The organism is Microbispora sp. NBRC 16548, from assembly GCF_030268985.1.
Lineage (GTDB): Bacteria > Actinomycetota > Actinomycetes > Streptosporangiales > Streptosporangiaceae > Microbispora > Microbispora catharanthi.
Map to the genome: position 1 here is coordinate 166,925 of NZ_BSSF01000006.1, position 15,819 is coordinate 182,743.

The following is a 15,819-nucleotide window of genomic DNA, read 5'->3' on the forward strand; positions in this document are numbered from 1 at the left end:
CCTCGATGGTCTATCTATCCCGGTACGGGCGTGCCCGAGCAGCTCCTGGTCTGATCGCGCTGGCTCCGGGGCGGGCAAAGCGGAGTAGAGGTTCGCATCAAGCGCTGCAGAGATCGTCTGGATCGACGGCATGGTGGGGGCACCAGCGGTAGTAGGTGGTGTCAAGGTTCCTGCTGGAGGCGGCCCGGCCGTGTTCGGGCTGCCATCCGCTCCAGTGGCGGGTGTTGCAGCGGGTGCATAGCGAGGCGCGGACGAATTTGTGTGTGTGGCAGTGGTCCCAGACCCGGGCCCGGGCGGTCAGGCAGCCCGCGCACATGAACTGGGAGGCTTTCGGCCAGCCCAGTCGGGCCCTGTCGGCGCGGTCTGCGAGGTATTTCTTTCCGGCTAGCTCCCCGTCGTAGATAACCGCGGCACCCTCCACCATCTTTCCGCCGTAGACCACGACGGTGCGCTTGATCCCGCCCCGGTCGGCGACCATGGCATCAGCGACGCGTTCGTACCAGCCGTCGGAGCCCTCGCCGTGGAAGGTCCCCAGGCACGCGCAGTCGCAGTCAACGCCCGTCGCTTCCAAGCAGGCTTTGTTGCAGTGCGACAGCTTCGACATGTCCCGCCACACCGCTATGTAGCCGTACCGGTCGACCGCTGCTGTCACCAGCCTCGTGAGGCAGTTGCGCGGCAGGTACCACCGGTCCTTGTCAAGACGCGGAGACCTGACGCCCACCGTCGCGCGCAGCCACCGTTTGTTCCCCCTCTTGGCGGGGATCTTCGCGATGACCTGGCCGTGCTGGGGCAGCCACACCATGGCCACCGGCCCCACCCCAGGCGCCATGACGATACGGCCGTCAACGATGCGGACCTCAGGCTCGTCGCCCATTCGCCTACGTTCGCATACGAGGCCGACAGAACCGTGCTGGCAGCTGTCGATGACCTCTCCTGCCCAGTGTCCGCCGACGTGCGCGCAAGCCGATCGAGCACTCAGAAGTGGGGGCAGAGGCGCTGCTCGTCGATCCATGGACTGCGGCTGCTGTGCCGATACCGGTGGATCACCATCCGTCGCGCCGCTGACCGCATTCACATCGTCGCGACCCTCACCCGCCGGGACGGCAGGAGGGCCAACCTGCGCGGCACCTGGTTCGCGCTGGGCGCCGCATGCTGCCGGCCGAGGCTCGGTACGGGCTACGCCGTACGGCAGTGCCACCGGCTGCCGGTGACGCCGGCGCCGCTGAAAACAAATCCAGGCATTCACTGACATCAAGTCCCAGCGGTGATGACCGCGCACTGCTGTTTCAGACTATTCATGATCATTTGCAGAGCAAGTTGGTAAGAAAGGTGCCCTTTTCTGGCGAGTAGGGCAATCCGCCTGACATGATCCTCAACGGATAGTCCGTTGCGATGTCAATCTGGCGTGGGGAGGGACTGACAGCATTGGCTACGGGGAGGCGAACGCACAGCCATAGCCGCCGTGAGCATCGCGTTGCCCCGAAGTTCTCTGATAGTGAGATTGCTGACGTACGGGCCGCAGCTGATCGCGAGGGGTTGAGCGTCGGTGCGTTCGTCGCGACGGTGGCGCTGGCCGTGGCTCGTGCGGGCATGACACAGATCCCAGTCACACGTCGCCAGGAGGTCGCGGAGTTCGTCAAGGCGCGAGTTGAACTGAGCCGCATCCGCGCCCATCTCGACCACCTAGCCCAGGAGGTGGGAGTGGACGCCGATGAGTTGCTCCGGCTGTTTGCTCTGGTCGACCGCACTGTCCTTCGGATAGAGGCAACAGCGGATGCTGTGGCAGTAAGAGTGTCTAGGCGATGATTGCCAAGATCCTTTACGGGGCGCGCACGTTCGGATTGCTTTCGTACCTGTATGGGCCAGGAACGCACGAGGAGCACCACGACCCTCGAATGATCGCCTCTTGGGATGAGACGGAGCCGGATCCAGCGCGCACCACGGCCGTTGATACTGCGGAGCGGCAAACAGCCCTGGCGCTGCTCGCCAAACATTTAGACCGGCCAGTGGCTGTGTTTGAGGGCAAGGGGCACATCCGCCAGCACGTATGGCACACCTCCGTACGCTGCGCGCCTGGGGACGTGTGGCTGAACGATGAGCAGTGGGCACAGGTAGCCCGCCGCTTAGTGGCGGCCGCCGGTGTCGCTCCGCATGGCGATGCGTATGGGTGCCGCTGGATAGCGGTACGGCACAGCGAGGACCATATTCACATCGTGGCAACGCTGGTTAGACAAGATGGGCAGCGCCCTGACCTGCGTGGAGAGCGCTTACGACTACGAGAAGAATGCCGGGCGATCGAACGAGAGTACGGTCTGCGAGCAACCGCCCCGGCCGATCACAGTGCCGTTCCCCGCCCCACCAGGGGCGAGCAGGGAAAGGCACAGCGGCTCTTCAAGGACTATCGCGGAAGGGTGGGCCAGCCGAAGACCACGCGAGAGTGGCTGGCTATAGCCGTTCGGCAGGAGGCTGTCGAATCAACCAGTGAGCAGGACTTTTTCGCTCGACTGCGTCAATTAGGCATGCTCGTGCAGACACGGACGCTTCCTTCAGGTGAGGTTGTCGGCTACGCGGTGGCACGACCAGAAGACCGGGCTAAGGACGGTGCTCCGGTCTGGTTCTCCGGTTCGAAACTCGCCCCTGACCTGTCGCTTCCCCGCGTCCGGCAGCGCTGGGCGGACCTTTCCGCCCCCTCGGCCGCAACCCGAACACAGAGCGTGGGCCTTGCCAAGCACGTAGCCGACGCCACCGACGGCGAGAGCCGGCGCGTGGCCGCCTGGCGGCAGGCGGCCGAAGCGGTACGTCTGGCCAGCTCCGAACTCCGCCAGGCTGGCGACAAGCGAGGGGCTGCAGCAACCGCTGCACTGGCCGACCTGCTCACCGCGGCCGCCGGTCGGGCACCGAAGCAGGTGCGTGATGAGCTGGTGACAGCGGCGCGGGCGTTCGAGCGAGCAGGTCGTGTGCCCTGGCACGTGCAAACTCAGGTCGCGCAGCAGGCCAGAGTCGCTCTCCGCACGATTGCAGCGGCGGGGCAAACGCTGTCGACAGGTGACGAGGACCTCGCGGCCCTGGCGTTCATCCTGGCCGCGCTCCAGGCGGTGCGTCTTGTCGCCGCAGGCTACGAGGTCCGCAGGCGGGAGACGCATGCCAACGCGGCGCGAGTCGCGGCCGAACACCTCCAGGAGGCCGCGGAGAAGCTGGGTGCGCCTGCGCGGGCTCGAGCTGGCAGGGCGGCATATCGGGCAGATCTGAGCCAGGCCGTCAGACGCGCGGTCGCCGGCCGCGCCAACGTCGATGAGATCTTTGCAGATCCGGCGTGGCCGACCCTGGCGAGAATGCTCGCGCAGGTTGAAGCGTCAGGCGCGGACCCAGAAGCAGTCCTGACGCAACTTGTGCACAAAAGAGCGCTGAAAAACGATCCTGTCAGTCCCTCGCGCAGTGACGCCCATGTTCTGACCCGACGTCTGCAGATGTGGCTGGCACACCAGACCACTCCGGCTGATCGTCCCAATGGCCCCGCTGCGCGTCAACCAACCCGGACAGGGACGCCTGTTACGCAGGATGCGCCTGCCACCCCCGATTCCGGCGTCGCCCAGTCAGAACGGGAGCAGCGTCAACCCGCTGCCAAACCTGCGATTCAACCAGGCGATGACAATGTCTTCTGCCTGGCAGCTTTGACTGTGGTCGAGAGTCAAGAATGCTCCCTGCCAACACTCGCCAAGCGACTATGGGTGCGACACGACAAGGCGGCTGAACTGATCGGCCAGTTGACACGCCGGGGATTTGTCGCCCCCGACGGCGACGCGTATGTCGTTGTCGTGCCTGTCGAGGAACTGCCCGCGTTGAAAGCAGCCGTGTCGTCGCGACGAGTTGACGCAGCACGGCGCACGTCTGCGACAACGTCAGCGACGCCGACTATGACACCGGACGTCAAACAGTCGACGCGTCGGCTTCCAGCTGAGACACCGAAGCAGGGCAATCGTCGACGTCAACGTCTCTAACCCCGCATGCATCGTCTGACACCACATGCGTCATACTAATCTACGTTGTAAAGGACGCGGCTCTTAGTACTTGACACGGCATGGTAGATAAACAGCCATGACGACGACAGGGCCGCGCATCATCAGCACGGCAGCTGAACTCGCCGCTGTTGTGACAGCGGCTCCGCAGGACGCTCCTGTCATCATCGGCCCGCCCGAATGCGAGCCTGGCTCTGACCCTGTTGTCGACGACTGCTGGGTCGTGACTGCTGACGTCATCACGCTGCCGGCCAACGCTGACGGCGACATCGCAGGTCCCGGTGAGCGGATCGCTGTCGTCGACGAGTTGTCGCTGGACGGCGTGACGCGACGCCTTGCTGGTGTAGATGCGCTGCTGCTGCGGGTTCGTCAGGTGGCCGTCGCCGGGCAGCTCGGCCCGAGCGCGATGCCGGCGGATCCGGCTGTGCGTCGGGCCGAGGCGTACGACACCCCGGACGGCGATATGACGCGCTACCTCATGGAGCTCGTTTCTGCGGTTGACGAGTTGAGGGAGGAAATTCGCGTAAGGGCGGTGGACGGAGGAATGTTCGCGCCTGCGGCGCGGCGTCGCATGGAGCGCGCCGCCCTCGCGCTGGACGTTGCCCGGATGGAAGTATGTGACGCCAGCCGATACGCATCGCCTTGTGACCTGGCTCGTCTGGCCCTTGTTGATGATGACGGCGAGTGTGATTCCGCGCGTCAAGAGGACCAGTGGGTCTACCTTCCTCCCGAGGATGGGAGTGGGGCCGGCAGTGAGGAGCTGGGATGCCGCCGACACGCGAGCATCGCAACGTGCATCATCCCGGGAGCCCGCATCCGTCCGGACTCGTCGCTTTAGTTGGGATGGCCGGCGAGGGCCAAATCGATGGCTCTGACGAAAGCAGCGGGGGAGCGCGGTGGCCGCCTCTGTGGGCGGCCACCGGCCATTGAGCAGGGGTGCTCAGGTTCATCAGGCGGCCGGGCCGATGGCCAGCTCGATCTTCGTGCCGGTCAGCACGAGGATGTAGAGCACGACCACGACGACGGTGATGAGGCCGCCCCAGCGGGCAAGGTCCCGCAGGGCGGGAAGGGCCACGTAGTTCATGCGTCCTCCATGAATTGAGGGTCGCCGAACCTGAGGCACCACTACGCGACGGTCATTCACGCAGCGTCCTACACTGGCCGTTTGTCGAGTGGGTCCAGTGCAGAGCCTCGGGTTCGGCACGGTTCCGCGCTTCGGCCCGGACCCCGCGGCAACGGGGTCCGGGCTTCTGCATTACGAGGGGAAGCGTAGTGGTGCCCCTCGACGATCCGCCCCGCGTGTTCCGAGTGCGGCAGCACCTCACCGCCGTGGTGAAGAAACCTGATCGTGAAGGTCTTGTGAAGATTCAACCCGGGGTTGTGCTTTTCTCCCTGGTCGGGATGTCGATCTCGTGGGCGGGGCCGGGGTGTGGTAGCGCTGTTGCGGGGCTAGGTGTGGCCGTTGTCGAGGATGTCCAGCGGGTGGCGGAGCCCTCCTTGCCGACGTCGGCGGTAGCCGCCCCGCCCCTCTCCGATCAGTTAAATCGGATCGCGCTGGTTGCCCTCCTCGTCGACCTCCGGGAGGATGCCGCGCTGGAGGCTCCCGGCGACGTTCTGGCGTGCGCCTCAGCGCGACCGCAGCTAGCGCGTGGAGCCGCCGAACAAATGCCTCCTCCTCCTGATTCACTCGGTCGACCTTCTCGACGATCGCGTCGGTCTCGATGTCAATCGACGCGGTCCAGGCCGGAGACGGCGTTCTTGTCGGTTACGTCGTCGCGGTCACGCGGGGGAGCGCGCCGCTCTGGCGGGATGGGCATCTCCGAGGAAACGAGGCTGTGCAGGAGGGCCGCTTCCGCGAACGTCCCTTGGCGTCGGTGGTCGCCGCCTGGTCCCTCATAGAGCAGGTACACGTGCCAGGTTCGTTCGGTTGTTGTCTCAGTAACCGATGAGGTGGTCGACCTCGATATCGCGATCGGGGTCGCGGTGTCGTTCTCACCGGTCGGCGTTTCGCCGCCACGACGTCGATCTCCGTGTCGATCGGCGCACACGAGTACGGGAGTAGCCCCGCGATGAGCGTCCAGTTCAACCTCTACAGCCCCGGCCAGAAGCGCCTGCTGATGGCCGCCGAGACGGAGTTGAGTTTCAACGGCTACGGCGCACCTGGTCCAGCAGGCACTCGACCTGGCCGAGCTATCCCACGACGGCACGATCGGCCAGGGCGGCGCCTGCACGCTCGCGGACTTCCGCGAGCGCCTGCTCCGCTGGCCGGAAGGTCACCCCGACCCCGAGACGCAGAGCCGCCTCGCCGCGCTCGTCCAAATGGTCGTCACGCCACAGCGCCGCCGGACACCCTCGTCACCTGGGGCTGACCGTGGCACGGCCAGGTGGAGTCCAAGCGCCCCCTAGCCGCCCCCATCCGCTACACCCCATGGCAGCCCCTACTACGCCACCCGTATGGACAAGGACACCGCCGAGGAAGTTGCGGCCATCGCCCAGTCCGAGAGCACCCCGACGCGGTGGTGGTCGACCAGCTCGCTGAGCTCGCCGACCGGTTCCCGGTCGGCAGCTACGTCCGTCACGTCGAGACTGGCTGGCTCGGCCGGATCGCCGCCGAGCCGGCTAGCTCGTCCCCGTGCCCCGAGCCCGACGCGACTCCGCGGATCGCCCATTGATCGGCAACACCGGCGACGAGCTGGTCAGCGTCCGCTTCCCTGGCCACGTGTCCCGCGGTACAACGCCGTGTTTTTCACCCCCGTCAAGGAGGACATCCCCATCGTGTTTCCCGACCTGCCCGACCTGGCCCGCCTCGCACACGAGGACACCGCCTGGCGCTACCCGTCGAGCTGCGCTGGCGGCTACGGCATCGCCCGCCTGCGCGTCTACCAGGCCGACTCCGCGACCGCGCCCACGAGCGACGGCGGCACCTGCATTGCAGCGGTCGTCGCCGTGGTGTCCGAGACCGGCAAGCGCGTCACCGTGACCAACGCGGCCGAGGAGATCTGGCAGCTCCTGTGGGACATGTACGGCCCGCGGCTGATCCTCGTGGAGCACTGGCCCGCCGACCAGCTTGGCGACGGCCGGGAGGACACCTGGGACCAGGTCGTCGTCGTGGGCGGCCGCGCGCGCTGGCGCCGCATCTGGCCGCTCGCCCCAGAGAACCCCGACCACGAGGCTATGCGCGCGTGGATGCAGCGCACACGGTGGCTGACGTGACCCGACCGTACGACCCGGCCGCGTTCTGCTCGTACGGCAGCCCCGACTTCCAGTACGCCTATGAACGCTGCCTGGCCCGTGCCACCCGCCGCCCGCCGGCCGACGCCCGGCTGCCGTTACCGCCTGCAGGTCCGGCTCGAACTTGGCCCGGACGGCACCGAACGCGCCTGGGGCAACGGTGACCTGATGCCCTTGGCCGACGCCCGGACGCTGCTGCTGAACAACTGGGCCGACCTTGGCGAGCAGCCCCGCCCCCGCGGCCGCCCCGCCCACGCCGGGCGGCCGCCCCTCTTCACCACGAACCCGCGGAGACCCCCGTTGATCAACTTCCCTGTCCCCGGCGACGCCCTGGCCCTCGCGCAGGGCCTGACCGCCCTGCTGCCCGGCCCGTACACCGCGCAGACGATCGAGTGCGACCGCACCCCCCTGGCCGCCCTGACCCGTGGCGACGAGCGGATCGTCCTGCTGCACCGCACCTGGGCCGAACGCAACAACAACCGCATCTCGTTCGTCGGCCTGCCCCTGCGCTGCGACCCCACGAACTTCACCAGTTTGTCCCTCGGCGTGAACTTCGCCCGCACCAGCGTGTGGCGGGCCCGCCCCGTCACGGCGATCGCCACGGAGATCGAACGGCGGCTCCTACCGACCTACCGGGAGAAGCTGACCGCGCAGCGCGCCGAGCTCGACCAGAAGGAGACCCTGCGACGTGAGCGCGAGATCTGGGCCGCGCACCTCGCCCTGCAGCTCCCCGGCGGCCGGCACATCCGATCCGAGATCAAAAGCGCCCTCGGCTCCGACCTGATCCTGTTCGGCGACCCCGCCGCCGCCCACGGCTCGCTGACCGTTCACAGCGACGGGCAGGGGATGAGCTACAGCCTGAGCTTCCAGGACAGGCCGGAGTTCCTCGTCGGGCTGCTCGACCTCGTCCGCGCGCACTACCCCGCCGCGAAGGACACGGCGGACGACACGCCGTAACGCGCACGGTGCTCGCCACGCCAGGGGCCCGCCAGATATGGTTGCCCCTGGCGTCGCCGTGACGCCTGAATCCCCGCCGGGACGCCCACGCCGACCGGCGCGCATGGGACGAAGGTTCTCCGAATCCGCGGCCTGAGAAGATTCCCCTGTCGTGACGCGAGCACCGCGCGGCCGGGTGCGTGGGGCCCAGGACCGCCAGAACGAGCCCGTCATGACCCGCAACCGCCGCCACAAACGCGACACCCGCCAGCACGCCCGCGCCACCGGCACCAGCTACCAGCGCGCCCTGTACGAAACCCGCGGCCACGAGCACCCCGCCCCCGACCTGACCATCCTGGCCGACCTGCCCTACCCGGCCGGCCGCCCCGTGAACGTGCCCCTCGCCGCCAAGATGGTCGGCGCGTGCCGGGCCGGATGCGGCCCCTGCCAGGACGACCTCTTCCCCGAGCTGCTGGCCGACCGCGCGACCGTCGCCGCCCTCGCGGGGGCCGTCTACGGGCTGGTGCCCGTCGTGGGCATGCTCGCCTCGCCGACGACCAGCGCATGGCAGGACCTCGCCCGCTACGTGAAGGAGCATCCCGGCAGCGCCGATGCCGTCGACGCCCTCAGCCTGATGAGCGACGAGGAGGCCGGGGACCTGCTGAACGACACGCTCGACCACTGGTCCGTCGCCGGCGCGGACATCAGCATCGTCACGGCCGACGTGCCCGAGCCCGGATCCGTCCCGGGGGACGAGCCCCCGGCACCCGCCTACGCGGTCTGCCCCGGCACCGTCCATGCCGGCGGAGGGCCGCTGCCCATGTTGGTCCTCGTCCCCGAGACACCCGGGGCCGGGACCGACGACATCCGTGACCGCTGCGGCTGGCCAGCCTGGGACATGAGCACCTTGCCGCCAATGGACCCCGACTGGCGGCTCCGCATGGACATCGCCACCCGCTCCGCCCAGACCATCGCGCACCTCGACGCCGCCGGGTGGGACGACCTCATCCTGTGGCAGGCGTCCGAGACGGTGTCCCTGCCGCCGGTCTGGTTCGACCTGGTTGACCAGAAGGAGCACGTCCTCCTGATCGGCCCCGCGGACGACCCCAGCGACGAAGCGCTGCGCCGCGCGGCCGCCGCCGGGGACCTGATGGCCATCGTCGCCCGCGTCCGCTTCCTGTGACCCAGCTCGCCGCCCCCGCCCAGAGGGGGCGAGGGCGGCGAGGAGCGCTGATCTGGTGGAATGCGGCGGCGGGCCCTGTGGGGCAGGGAGTTGCAGGGACTCACCTCAGCCAGCACCTGGCGTCGGTCAAGTTGCTCAGCATTGACTTCGATATCTGACTATTGTGACGCTTGATGCTGACTGTTGTATTGGGTGTGTTCTGCGGGGAGCTGACCCAGCGGACGAGAGGACGGCGTCAATGCCTGTCGCTGCAGATCCTGACCAACTTGATCAGTCCTTCGCGCATTTGATGGACGCGGCAGCGGACCACCTGCCCGTCGCCGGGCTAGAGGCGATCACCTTCGATGACATTCACCAAGGCTTCGCTCGGCTGAAAAACATTCTGGCCGTCCCAGCATCGCAGTGGCACATGGCCCAGCCCGTTCTACGCAACATGACCGAGCAGGTCGGTGCCATGCCCCTGCCTCCGGCTGCCATCCAACTCGACCCCGTCTGGCAGAAATTCATGCCTTCGGCCCCTGCCCTGCAGGACGCCGCGCGTCACAACAGTCCATTCCAGGACAGCGCTCAATGGCGGACGGTCCGGGCCATATGTGGCGCGCTGCAAAACATGAGCCGCGCCATTCAGACGACCATGCAGAGAAGCCAGGGTGACCTTCAGGACTTCCTGCAAGACGCCCGCGTTCAAGGTTTCTTCCGGACTGTCGGTCTTCAGGCGTCTCGCGTCATCGCTCAGGAGGCCGCCTCGCTCCATGCCAAGCTCACCGCGTCAGCGCGCAACGCCAGTGCCCGGCATGCGCTCGCAGAGCTCGCCCGGTCCGCGCAGGCAACGGCCAACCAGGTCACCGCACAGTTCGGCGGACTGTCGTCCGCCGGGCCAGCATCGACCGCTCAGATACAGTCTGCCGATAGGAAAGGTGCCGCTCCCTCGCCACAGGTCATCGACGTACCAGCGAGAGCAAGGGGATGGGCAGCTCATCCCACCTTTCGGGCTTCCGTAGCGAGGATGCGCTCAGCAGGTGTTCCCGCGCCGACAGCTGCTGCGGAGGCACCTCGTCGCACTGCAGACAGGACGCAGGCGGCCGCCCTTCGACGAGCGAGCCGAGCACGATGACCGAGGAATACGCGCTGCCCCAGGACGATGCGTCCGGCCTGCCGTATCCGGTAGGGGAGGCTTCGGGCGATGAGACAGCAGCCGACGAGCAGGCGGCCCCGACATTTCTGCTTCTGCTGGACGACGAGCAATGGCGTGCGGAGCTGCCCCTGCTGATTGCCTGGGTGCATGTCATCCTTGTCCCCTTCTACATCAGCGAGCCGAGCCCCGGCCGGCCATGGTGCCCCCAGTGGTGGCAGCACAACGAGGCTCTGGCGTGGCTGCACGCGCTATGGATGGCCTGGCAGGAACACACCGACCCCGCTGCCGGAGGATGGAGCGGTCCGGGCATCTGGCACAGAGACTTCCTCATACCCGCTCTGAACACCCTGAGAGACCCCGAGGGCCCCTTTGCCGGCTGCACGACGGACCCATCAAGGCCGAACCACCGCCCCACTAGACCGACTCCGGTCGACCACGACTACATGGAGGCAAACTGACTGCTCATGCCCTCTGCTGTACGCCTCGATCGGCAGCCGCTTAAGCGTTACCTCATGCGCCACCTTGCCGCAGCGTCGACAGCGGCATTACGCACCGGGCCGGTAGTCCACACTTCGGTTCGAGCTCCCCAGGTACGGTCCCCGAAGCCCGGGTCGTGTGATCGTAACCGCTTCGTCCCAGGTCGTGCCTCATCCTGGTCGCAAGGTAGGCGCCAGATTCTGCTTGCGGCCAGGCTCTGGTCTGCCAGGCTGGTCGGCGTGCTGCTGGCATACGTGGACGAGAGCTACACCCGCGACCGGTACTACATGGCGGCGCTGTTGGTCCCCGGTCATCAGGCGATCTCTCTCACCGACGCCCTGGATGAGGTCGTAGCCGCGGCCGGGCAGGCCTACGGCATCGCACCGTCAGCGGAGTTGCATGGCACCGACCTGCTGCACGGCAACCGTGACTGGGAGCCGATCAAGACGATGCCGCGGGCGCGCATTGGCGTCTACCACGCCGGGTTTCAGGCGATCGCCGACCACGAGGTCGCGGTCATCCTGCGCGGAGTGTGCTCGGATCTGCTGCGGCAGCGGTACGCGACGCCGTACCCGCCGCATCAGCATGTCCTCGCGCACCTGCTGGAGCGCGTCGACGACTACGCCCGGGTCAGGGATGAGCATGTACTTGTCATCGCCGACGAGGTCGGGCAGCAGGGCGAGTACCGGCAAGATCTGCGCAAGTATCAGACGGTGGGCACGAATGGGTGGCGTGCCCGCAGACTGGAAAGGATCGTGGACACGCTGCATTTCGCGCCGTCGCACACGTCCCGGCTGCTGCAGGCCGCCGACCTACTGGTGTTCCTGCACCACCGCATGCAGGCCGTGCCGACGAAGGATGAGCGAGCCCAGCGGGCGAACGCGGCGCTCTGGGAGCGGGTGGCCGGCCGAATTGTGCACCAGCACTGTTGGCGGCCCTGAACGCACGAGAGCCCCGCACGCTGGCGGGGCTCAAGGCTCATCGGAGTTTCCTCCTGCCCTTCAGGGTAGCGTGCTTCCCACGTTCTCACCAGCATGAGACTGCTGAGCGCGGCGCGGGGCGTTCAACTCTTCATCCAGGTCGGCCAGCGCCACGTGCTGAGCCTCCTCTCATCACTTCGCGCACATAAGGAGCGCGGCACCACAGCCGACGAACTCCTTCGGGTCAGGAGGTCACCCTGCTCGGGCACGATTGCGCGGACGAGGCGGTGTTTGAGCGGCCTGGGCGAGTTCGCCCGGTAGGCGAGGCCCGCCGAGCGGGCCCGCCTCGTACTCGCTGGGATCATCCGGCGCGGCCGTCATGAGCCGTCCGGAGTGGAGGGATCTCGCGGGTTACGGAGCGTAGGAGCTTTGGCCTGCCGGATTGGCGCTGATCGTGATCCCGAACTCTGTTTCGAACATGTGGAGCGCGGTGCGGACTGCCAGTGTCGCGGTGTCTCGCTGGGGTGACTCGATGGAGTGAGCCCATGCGTTGCGGGCCTTACGGACCCGGGCCAAGTCGCTGTGCTCGTCCTTCGTCAGCTTCCCGGACAGCCACAAGAACTCGGCGACCTGTGAGGCCGTAAAGTCGTGCTGGTAGTCCCTCTGCTTGGTCTTCGACAAGGACGCGCCCAGCTGCTGCTGATGGACGGCGTCGGCGAGGGCGAGCCACATGCGGTAGAGGATGACCTCGCACACGGACCAGGCCGTGACGACTGCTCCTGCATTGTCGTGCGCACTGGCCGCGACCAGCGCATCGTTGATCAGGACAGCGAGGTCGAATGCCTGAGGCTCGGGATGCTCCAGGACCTGGTCCAGGAGCGCCACCGCGGCGGCCGGCACCTCCTGAGGGATGGGGGAGCCTGAGAAGACCGAACTGATGGGGGTACCGCCCGCGTTAGCGGCTTTGGTGAGCGCCAGGAGCAGAAATGCTGTCCCGCCAGATCCGGCCCCGCCTGAGGGTTCGATGTGGAGCAGGTGTTCCGGTGTCAGCTTGAACGGCGCCTCGTAGATGCCCTCGACGGACAGGTGGGCACTGTGAAGGCAGAGAGCAAAGGCGTTCATGATCTTCAGTCGGCGGCCGATGACACCATGGATCTGCTCCATCGGCACCTTGGGCCACCCGCCCTGCACCGATGCCGCCTCTGGGTCCTTGGAGAAATCGAAGACGTAGAACGACTTCGAGGAGGTCGCTACCTCGACTCCGCACGTGAGGGTGCCCGAGAAGGCAACGCTCCCCAGCGCCGACCACGCAGGTACCACAGGTGGCGCCGTGGTCGGCGGGGTGACCGAACGGTGGGGGAGCGTGAGGCGAAGGAACGCGGACTTGTCGGCCATGGCGGGGCTCCTGGAGATCAGCTGACTGGACCTTACAGCAAGCCGCGAATGCCGGCCTTGCCGCTATTCCACGGGAATGGTCGCGGTAGGCGACACATCACGGCGCCTACCGCGCTGGCCCCCGATCTGGGGGCCAGCTTGTCGGCCTGGCCGCTACCGGCGTTCCCAGCGGAGCAGCTCCGGGTCCCGTCGGCACGCCGCATACAGGCGGTTGAAGTCAGGCTGCCCGTCCGGCTCGATCGCGAGCAAGGCAGGCACCCAGCCGAGGCCGTCGACCCACCGGCGGATGAGGTCGAGCCACTCGCAGTCGGTGGTGCCGGGCCAGAGGCCGGTCCACGCCTCCCCCTGCGCGCGCCCGGGTGGATCTGCGTGCGGATGAGCGCTGCAGGCCGGTAGCCATACATCGAGCCGCACCTGCTGTCGCCCCAGCCGTGGCGGGAAGAGGCGCTGCGCCTGCGATCCCTCAACGCCCGCAGCATCGTCGGACCAGGCCGCCGCCTACACGGACAAGCGAATCGCCGACGCTGACGATCCCTCCACCTTGAGGGTGCGCCGCTGGCAGTGCGGCACGGCTACCGGCGCAGCTCCACTACCTCGACCAGGTCCGCCAGGTCCACGTGCTGCGCCAGCTCTGCGACGGTGCGGCAGTACGCGATCGTGTACCCAAGCTGGCGCACTCGGAAGCGGGGGCGCCCATCCAGAGTGATCACAGCCACCTCGTAGCCGTCGGCTCCGACCCACCTGGACATGAAGCGATAGTAGGAATCAGCAGGTCAAAGCAGGGCAAAGCCGTCCAGGGCCGGTGCCAGGGGCGGCTGCGAAGGTGGGCCTGTCATGTCGGTGCCTTGTCGCATGATGGACGGCACAACATCCCCCGACGAGAGGACCCCCGATGGACACGCCGCATCTGGCCAAGCTGCTGATGAAGCACGGCAGTGCCCCCGAGCGGTACGCCTCCGCGACCCTGGACAGTCTCCGCCCCGAGCAGGACCCGGGCGGCGTGGTGACGGGATGGCCCGCCACCGACGTTCCCGTGCTTGTCCTGGTCGGCCGCACGCACGTCGGCAAGACATACGCCGGCTGCGCCCTGATCAACGGCTACGCCCCGGCCGACCCGGAGAGCGACTGGGGCGCTCGCTACTTCCGCTGCCTCGACCTGGTGAACCCGGACGGGTCCGTACGGGACGCGGGCGACCTCAGCACAGCCCGGACGGCGGGGCTGCTGTTCCTGGATGGCCTCGGAACGCTCCTCCTCGACGCCGGCCTCCGCTCTCCCATCACCCCTGATCTGCCGTCCCCGGTGCTGTACGAGCTGATCGATGCGAGGCTTGGTGAGAGGAAGCCGACCGTCGTGGCGACGAACCTGGCCGTCGGGGACGCGGTGCCGTACCCGGGCGTGCCGACGTTCGAGCAGGTGTACGGCAAGATCGCCGATCGGCTGCTGTACCGGGCCACGGTTGCGCACCTCATCGGCCCGGAGGTCCTCGCCGAGTAGCTGGGGCCTCGCCGTACGCAGGTCGGGCTGGACCACCGACCTGCGTACGCAGGGATCCCTCTCGTCAGCCCAACCCAGCAGGCCCACTGCCGGTTTCCCGGCGGCGGTCAGCCTGCGCCGACCCGGTGCCCGCGTCTGTTGAGGCTGGGCCGCCAGCGGGAAAGGTCGAAGTCATCGCCGGCGCGAGCGCTGCGGATTAGGGAAACTATGCGAGCCGAGGCTGCTGGGTAGAACGCCTGCTTGCCGTGATGAAGAGGGCCCTTGAACAGGAGCGGTGCTCGAGCGAAGGCGAGCTGCGCTGACCCGCTCGTTCTGCTGCTGTTGTGGGTCAACGTAGCGTCCAAGCCGTTGCGCTGCGGTTTCGTAGACAGCGTGGCCAGCTCTGGGGCCGATCGCCACGATGTGGATCACGCTCTGGGTGGTATCACCGCGCACGTCCTCCCGGTAGACAATCCGCCACGGCGCTCCACGGACGCGGCGCTCGTCTGCAGAGCCGAAGTAGGCCTTGCGACATCCTCGTAGATCAAGCCCCAGTCGGTCGCCGCACTCTCCGCCCCGTTCTCGACCGATCGCAAGGTCGCGGATCAGCAGGATGGCCAGGCGGCGATGTACGGGTGACAGCGCCCGCAGGTCGTCCATCACCCCAGGACTGTAGGCGACAGGGAGTTTACGGTCTGCGTCCTTCATCTCGCCGTCGTCAGGGCGGTCAAGCTAGGCCGTCTCCCTCAACCAACTTGTTCACGTCTACGCCGGCCTCAGCCGCCAACTCCTCCAGAGTGGTGAGCGTCGGACCACCTGCGGCGGCAGTGGCGTCGAGACGTTCCCGGATGGCCTGAGCGGACAGGACCGTGTCGACGTCGTCCACCAGAGCCGAGAACAGAGGCCAGGGGATGATCACGGCGAGTGGTCGACCCCCATCACTGATGGCGACGGGTTCGCTGTGGAGGCCTCGGTCGCGCATCTCGGTGACGATGTCGCTCAGGGCATCGCGGACGACTTCGACGGGCTTGATTTTCATCGGTCTCGCCACA

At 67.4% G+C, this 15,819-nt stretch carries 15 protein-coding genes; 9 read left to right on the forward strand and 6 right to left on the reverse strand.

The genetic code is table 11. The features are described 5' to 3' along the window. Positions 1–97 precede the first annotated feature (97 nt). Positions 98–874, reverse strand: a complete 777-nt coding sequence (locus tag QSK36_RS18120; RefSeq protein ID WP_285783234.1) for an endonuclease domain-containing protein — start codon at positions 872–874, stop codon at positions 98–100. Between the two features lie 928 nt (positions 875–1,802). Here QSK36_RS18120 and QSK36_RS18125 point away from each other — a divergent pair. Both QSK36_RS18125 and QSK36_RS18130 read left to right on the forward strand, forming a co-directional pair. Further along, on the forward strand, positions 1,803–3,998 hold the full coding sequence (locus QSK36_RS18125; RefSeq protein WP_285783235.1) for a relaxase/mobilization nuclease domain-containing protein: 2,196 nt from the start codon (positions 1,803–1,805) through the stop codon (positions 3,996–3,998). Positions 3,999–4,095: 97 nt separating this feature from the next. Beyond that, the gene (locus QSK36_RS18130) at positions 4,096–4,854 is read left to right on the forward strand and encodes a hypothetical protein (RefSeq protein ID WP_285783236.1); all 759 of its coding nucleotides are present in this window, start codon (positions 4,096–4,098) and stop codon (positions 4,852–4,854) included. Between the two features lie 111 nt (positions 4,855–4,965). On the opposite strand, the gene QSK36_RS18135 is transcribed toward QSK36_RS18130, so the two are convergent. Next, the gene (locus QSK36_RS18135; protein ID WP_285783237.1) at positions 4,966–5,100 is read right to left on the reverse strand and encodes a hypothetical protein; all 135 of its coding nucleotides are present in this window, start codon (positions 5,098–5,100) and stop codon (positions 4,966–4,968) included. A 1,357-nt stretch (positions 5,101–6,457) separates the two neighbouring features. Beyond that, positions 6,458–6,595 (reverse strand): hypothetical protein, encoded by a 138-nt coding sequence (locus QSK36_RS18140; protein ID WP_285783238.1) that lies wholly within the window; start codon positions 6,593–6,595, stop codon positions 6,458–6,460. A gap of 160 nt (positions 6,596–6,755) precedes the next feature. Here QSK36_RS18140 and QSK36_RS18145 point away from each other — a divergent pair, with 160 nt between their 5' ends. The 6 genes from QSK36_RS18145 (at position 6,756) to QSK36_RS18170 (ending at position 11,919) form a co-directional block, all read left to right on the forward strand. Then, complete coding sequence (locus tag QSK36_RS18145; RefSeq protein WP_285783239.1) at positions 6,756–7,229, forward strand: hypothetical protein; 474 nt, start codon at positions 6,756–6,758, stop codon at positions 7,227–7,229. Positions 7,230–7,289: 60 nt separating this feature from the next. Further along, complete coding sequence (locus QSK36_RS18150; RefSeq protein ID WP_285783240.1) at positions 7,290–8,204, forward strand: hypothetical protein; 915 nt, start codon at positions 7,290–7,292, stop codon at positions 8,202–8,204. A gap of 211 nt (positions 8,205–8,415) precedes the next feature. Continuing rightward, positions 8,416–9,366, forward strand: coding sequence for a hypothetical protein (locus QSK36_RS18155; RefSeq protein ID WP_285783241.1), 951 nt, complete (start codon positions 8,416–8,418; stop codon positions 9,364–9,366). 238 nt (positions 9,367–9,604) lie between these two features. Further along, positions 9,605–10,480 carry a hypothetical protein gene (locus QSK36_RS18160; protein ID WP_285783242.1) on the forward strand — a complete coding sequence of 292 codons (876 nt, stop codon included), beginning with the start codon at positions 9,605–9,607 and terminating at the stop codon, positions 10,478–10,480. Then, positions 10,477–10,959, forward strand: a complete 483-nt coding sequence (locus QSK36_RS18165) for a DUF4913 domain-containing protein (RefSeq protein ID WP_285783243.1) — start codon at positions 10,477–10,479, stop codon at positions 10,957–10,959. The genes QSK36_RS18160 and QSK36_RS18165 overlap by 4 nt, the downstream gene beginning before the upstream one ends. A 258-nt stretch (positions 10,960–11,217) precedes the next feature. Continuing rightward, positions 11,218–11,919: a DUF3800 domain-containing protein gene (locus tag QSK36_RS18170; protein ID WP_285783244.1), complete on the forward strand. Its 702-nt coding sequence runs from the start codon at positions 11,218–11,220 to the stop codon at positions 11,917–11,919. A gap of 390 nt (positions 11,920–12,309) precedes the next feature. Here the strand turns inward: QSK36_RS18170 and QSK36_RS18175 are convergent, their stop codons facing one another. Both QSK36_RS18175 and QSK36_RS18180 read right to left on the reverse strand, forming a co-directional pair. Next, positions 12,310–13,293: a hypothetical protein gene (locus tag QSK36_RS18175; protein WP_285783245.1), complete on the reverse strand. Its 984-nt coding sequence runs from the start codon at positions 13,291–13,293 to the stop codon at positions 12,310–12,312. A 572-nt stretch (positions 13,294–13,865) separates the two neighbouring features. Next, positions 13,866–14,042 carry a transposase gene (locus tag QSK36_RS18180; RefSeq protein ID WP_285783246.1) on the reverse strand — a complete coding sequence of 59 codons (177 nt, stop codon included), beginning with the start codon at positions 14,040–14,042 and terminating at the stop codon, positions 13,866–13,868. Positions 14,043–14,185: 143 nt separating this feature from the next. On the opposite strand from QSK36_RS18180, the gene QSK36_RS18185 reads away from it, so the two are divergent. Next, complete coding sequence (locus QSK36_RS18185; RefSeq protein ID WP_285783247.1) at positions 14,186–14,788, forward strand: ATP-binding protein; 603 nt, start codon at positions 14,186–14,188, stop codon at positions 14,786–14,788. 706 nt (positions 14,789–15,494) lie between these two features. Here QSK36_RS18185 and QSK36_RS18190 read toward each other — a convergent pair. Further along, positions 15,495–15,806, reverse strand: a complete 312-nt coding sequence (locus QSK36_RS18190; protein WP_285783248.1) for a type II toxin-antitoxin system Phd/YefM family antitoxin — start codon at positions 15,804–15,806, stop codon at positions 15,495–15,497. Between the last annotated feature and the right edge of the window lie 13 nt (positions 15,807–15,819).

Bases quoted from the DNA above. Each gene is read 5' to 3' on its own strand.
- QSK36_RS18120 (WP_285783234.1), bottom strand. From the start codon at position 874: ATGGGCGACGAGCCTGAGGTCCGCATCGTTGACGGCCGTATCGTCATG.
- QSK36_RS18125 (WP_285783235.1), top strand. From the start codon at position 1,803: ATGATTGCCAAGATCCTTTACGGGGCGCGCACGTTCGGATTGCTTTCG.
- QSK36_RS18130 (WP_285783236.1), top strand. From the start codon at position 4,096: ATGACGACGACAGGGCCGCGCATCATCAGCACGGCAGCTGAACTCGCC.
- QSK36_RS18135 (WP_285783237.1), bottom strand. From the start codon at position 5,100: ATGAACTACGTGGCCCTTCCCGCCCTGCGGGACCTTGCCCGCTGGGGC.
- QSK36_RS18150 (WP_285783240.1), top strand. From the start codon at position 7,290: ATGAACGCTGCCTGGCCCGTGCCACCCGCCGCCCGCCGGCCGACGCCC.
- QSK36_RS18155 (WP_285783241.1), top strand. From the start codon at position 8,416: ATGACCCGCAACCGCCGCCACAAACGCGACACCCGCCAGCACGCCCGC.
- QSK36_RS18160 (WP_285783242.1), top strand. From the start codon at position 9,605: ATGCCTGTCGCTGCAGATCCTGACCAACTTGATCAGTCCTTCGCGCAT.
- QSK36_RS18165 (WP_285783243.1), top strand. From the start codon at position 10,477: ATGACCGAGGAATACGCGCTGCCCCAGGACGATGCGTCCGGCCTGCCG.
- QSK36_RS18175 (WP_285783245.1), bottom strand. From the start codon at position 13,293: ATGGCCGACAAGTCCGCGTTCCTTCGCCTCACGCTCCCCCACCGTTCG.
- QSK36_RS18180 (WP_285783246.1), bottom strand. From the start codon at position 14,042: ATGTCCAGGTGGGTCGGAGCCGACGGCTACGAGGTGGCTGTGATCACT.
- QSK36_RS18185 (WP_285783247.1), top strand. From the start codon at position 14,186: ATGGACACGCCGCATCTGGCCAAGCTGCTGATGAAGCACGGCAGTGCC.
- QSK36_RS18190 (WP_285783248.1), bottom strand. From the start codon at position 15,806: ATGAAAATCAAGCCCGTCGAAGTCGTCCGCGATGCCCTGAGCGACATC.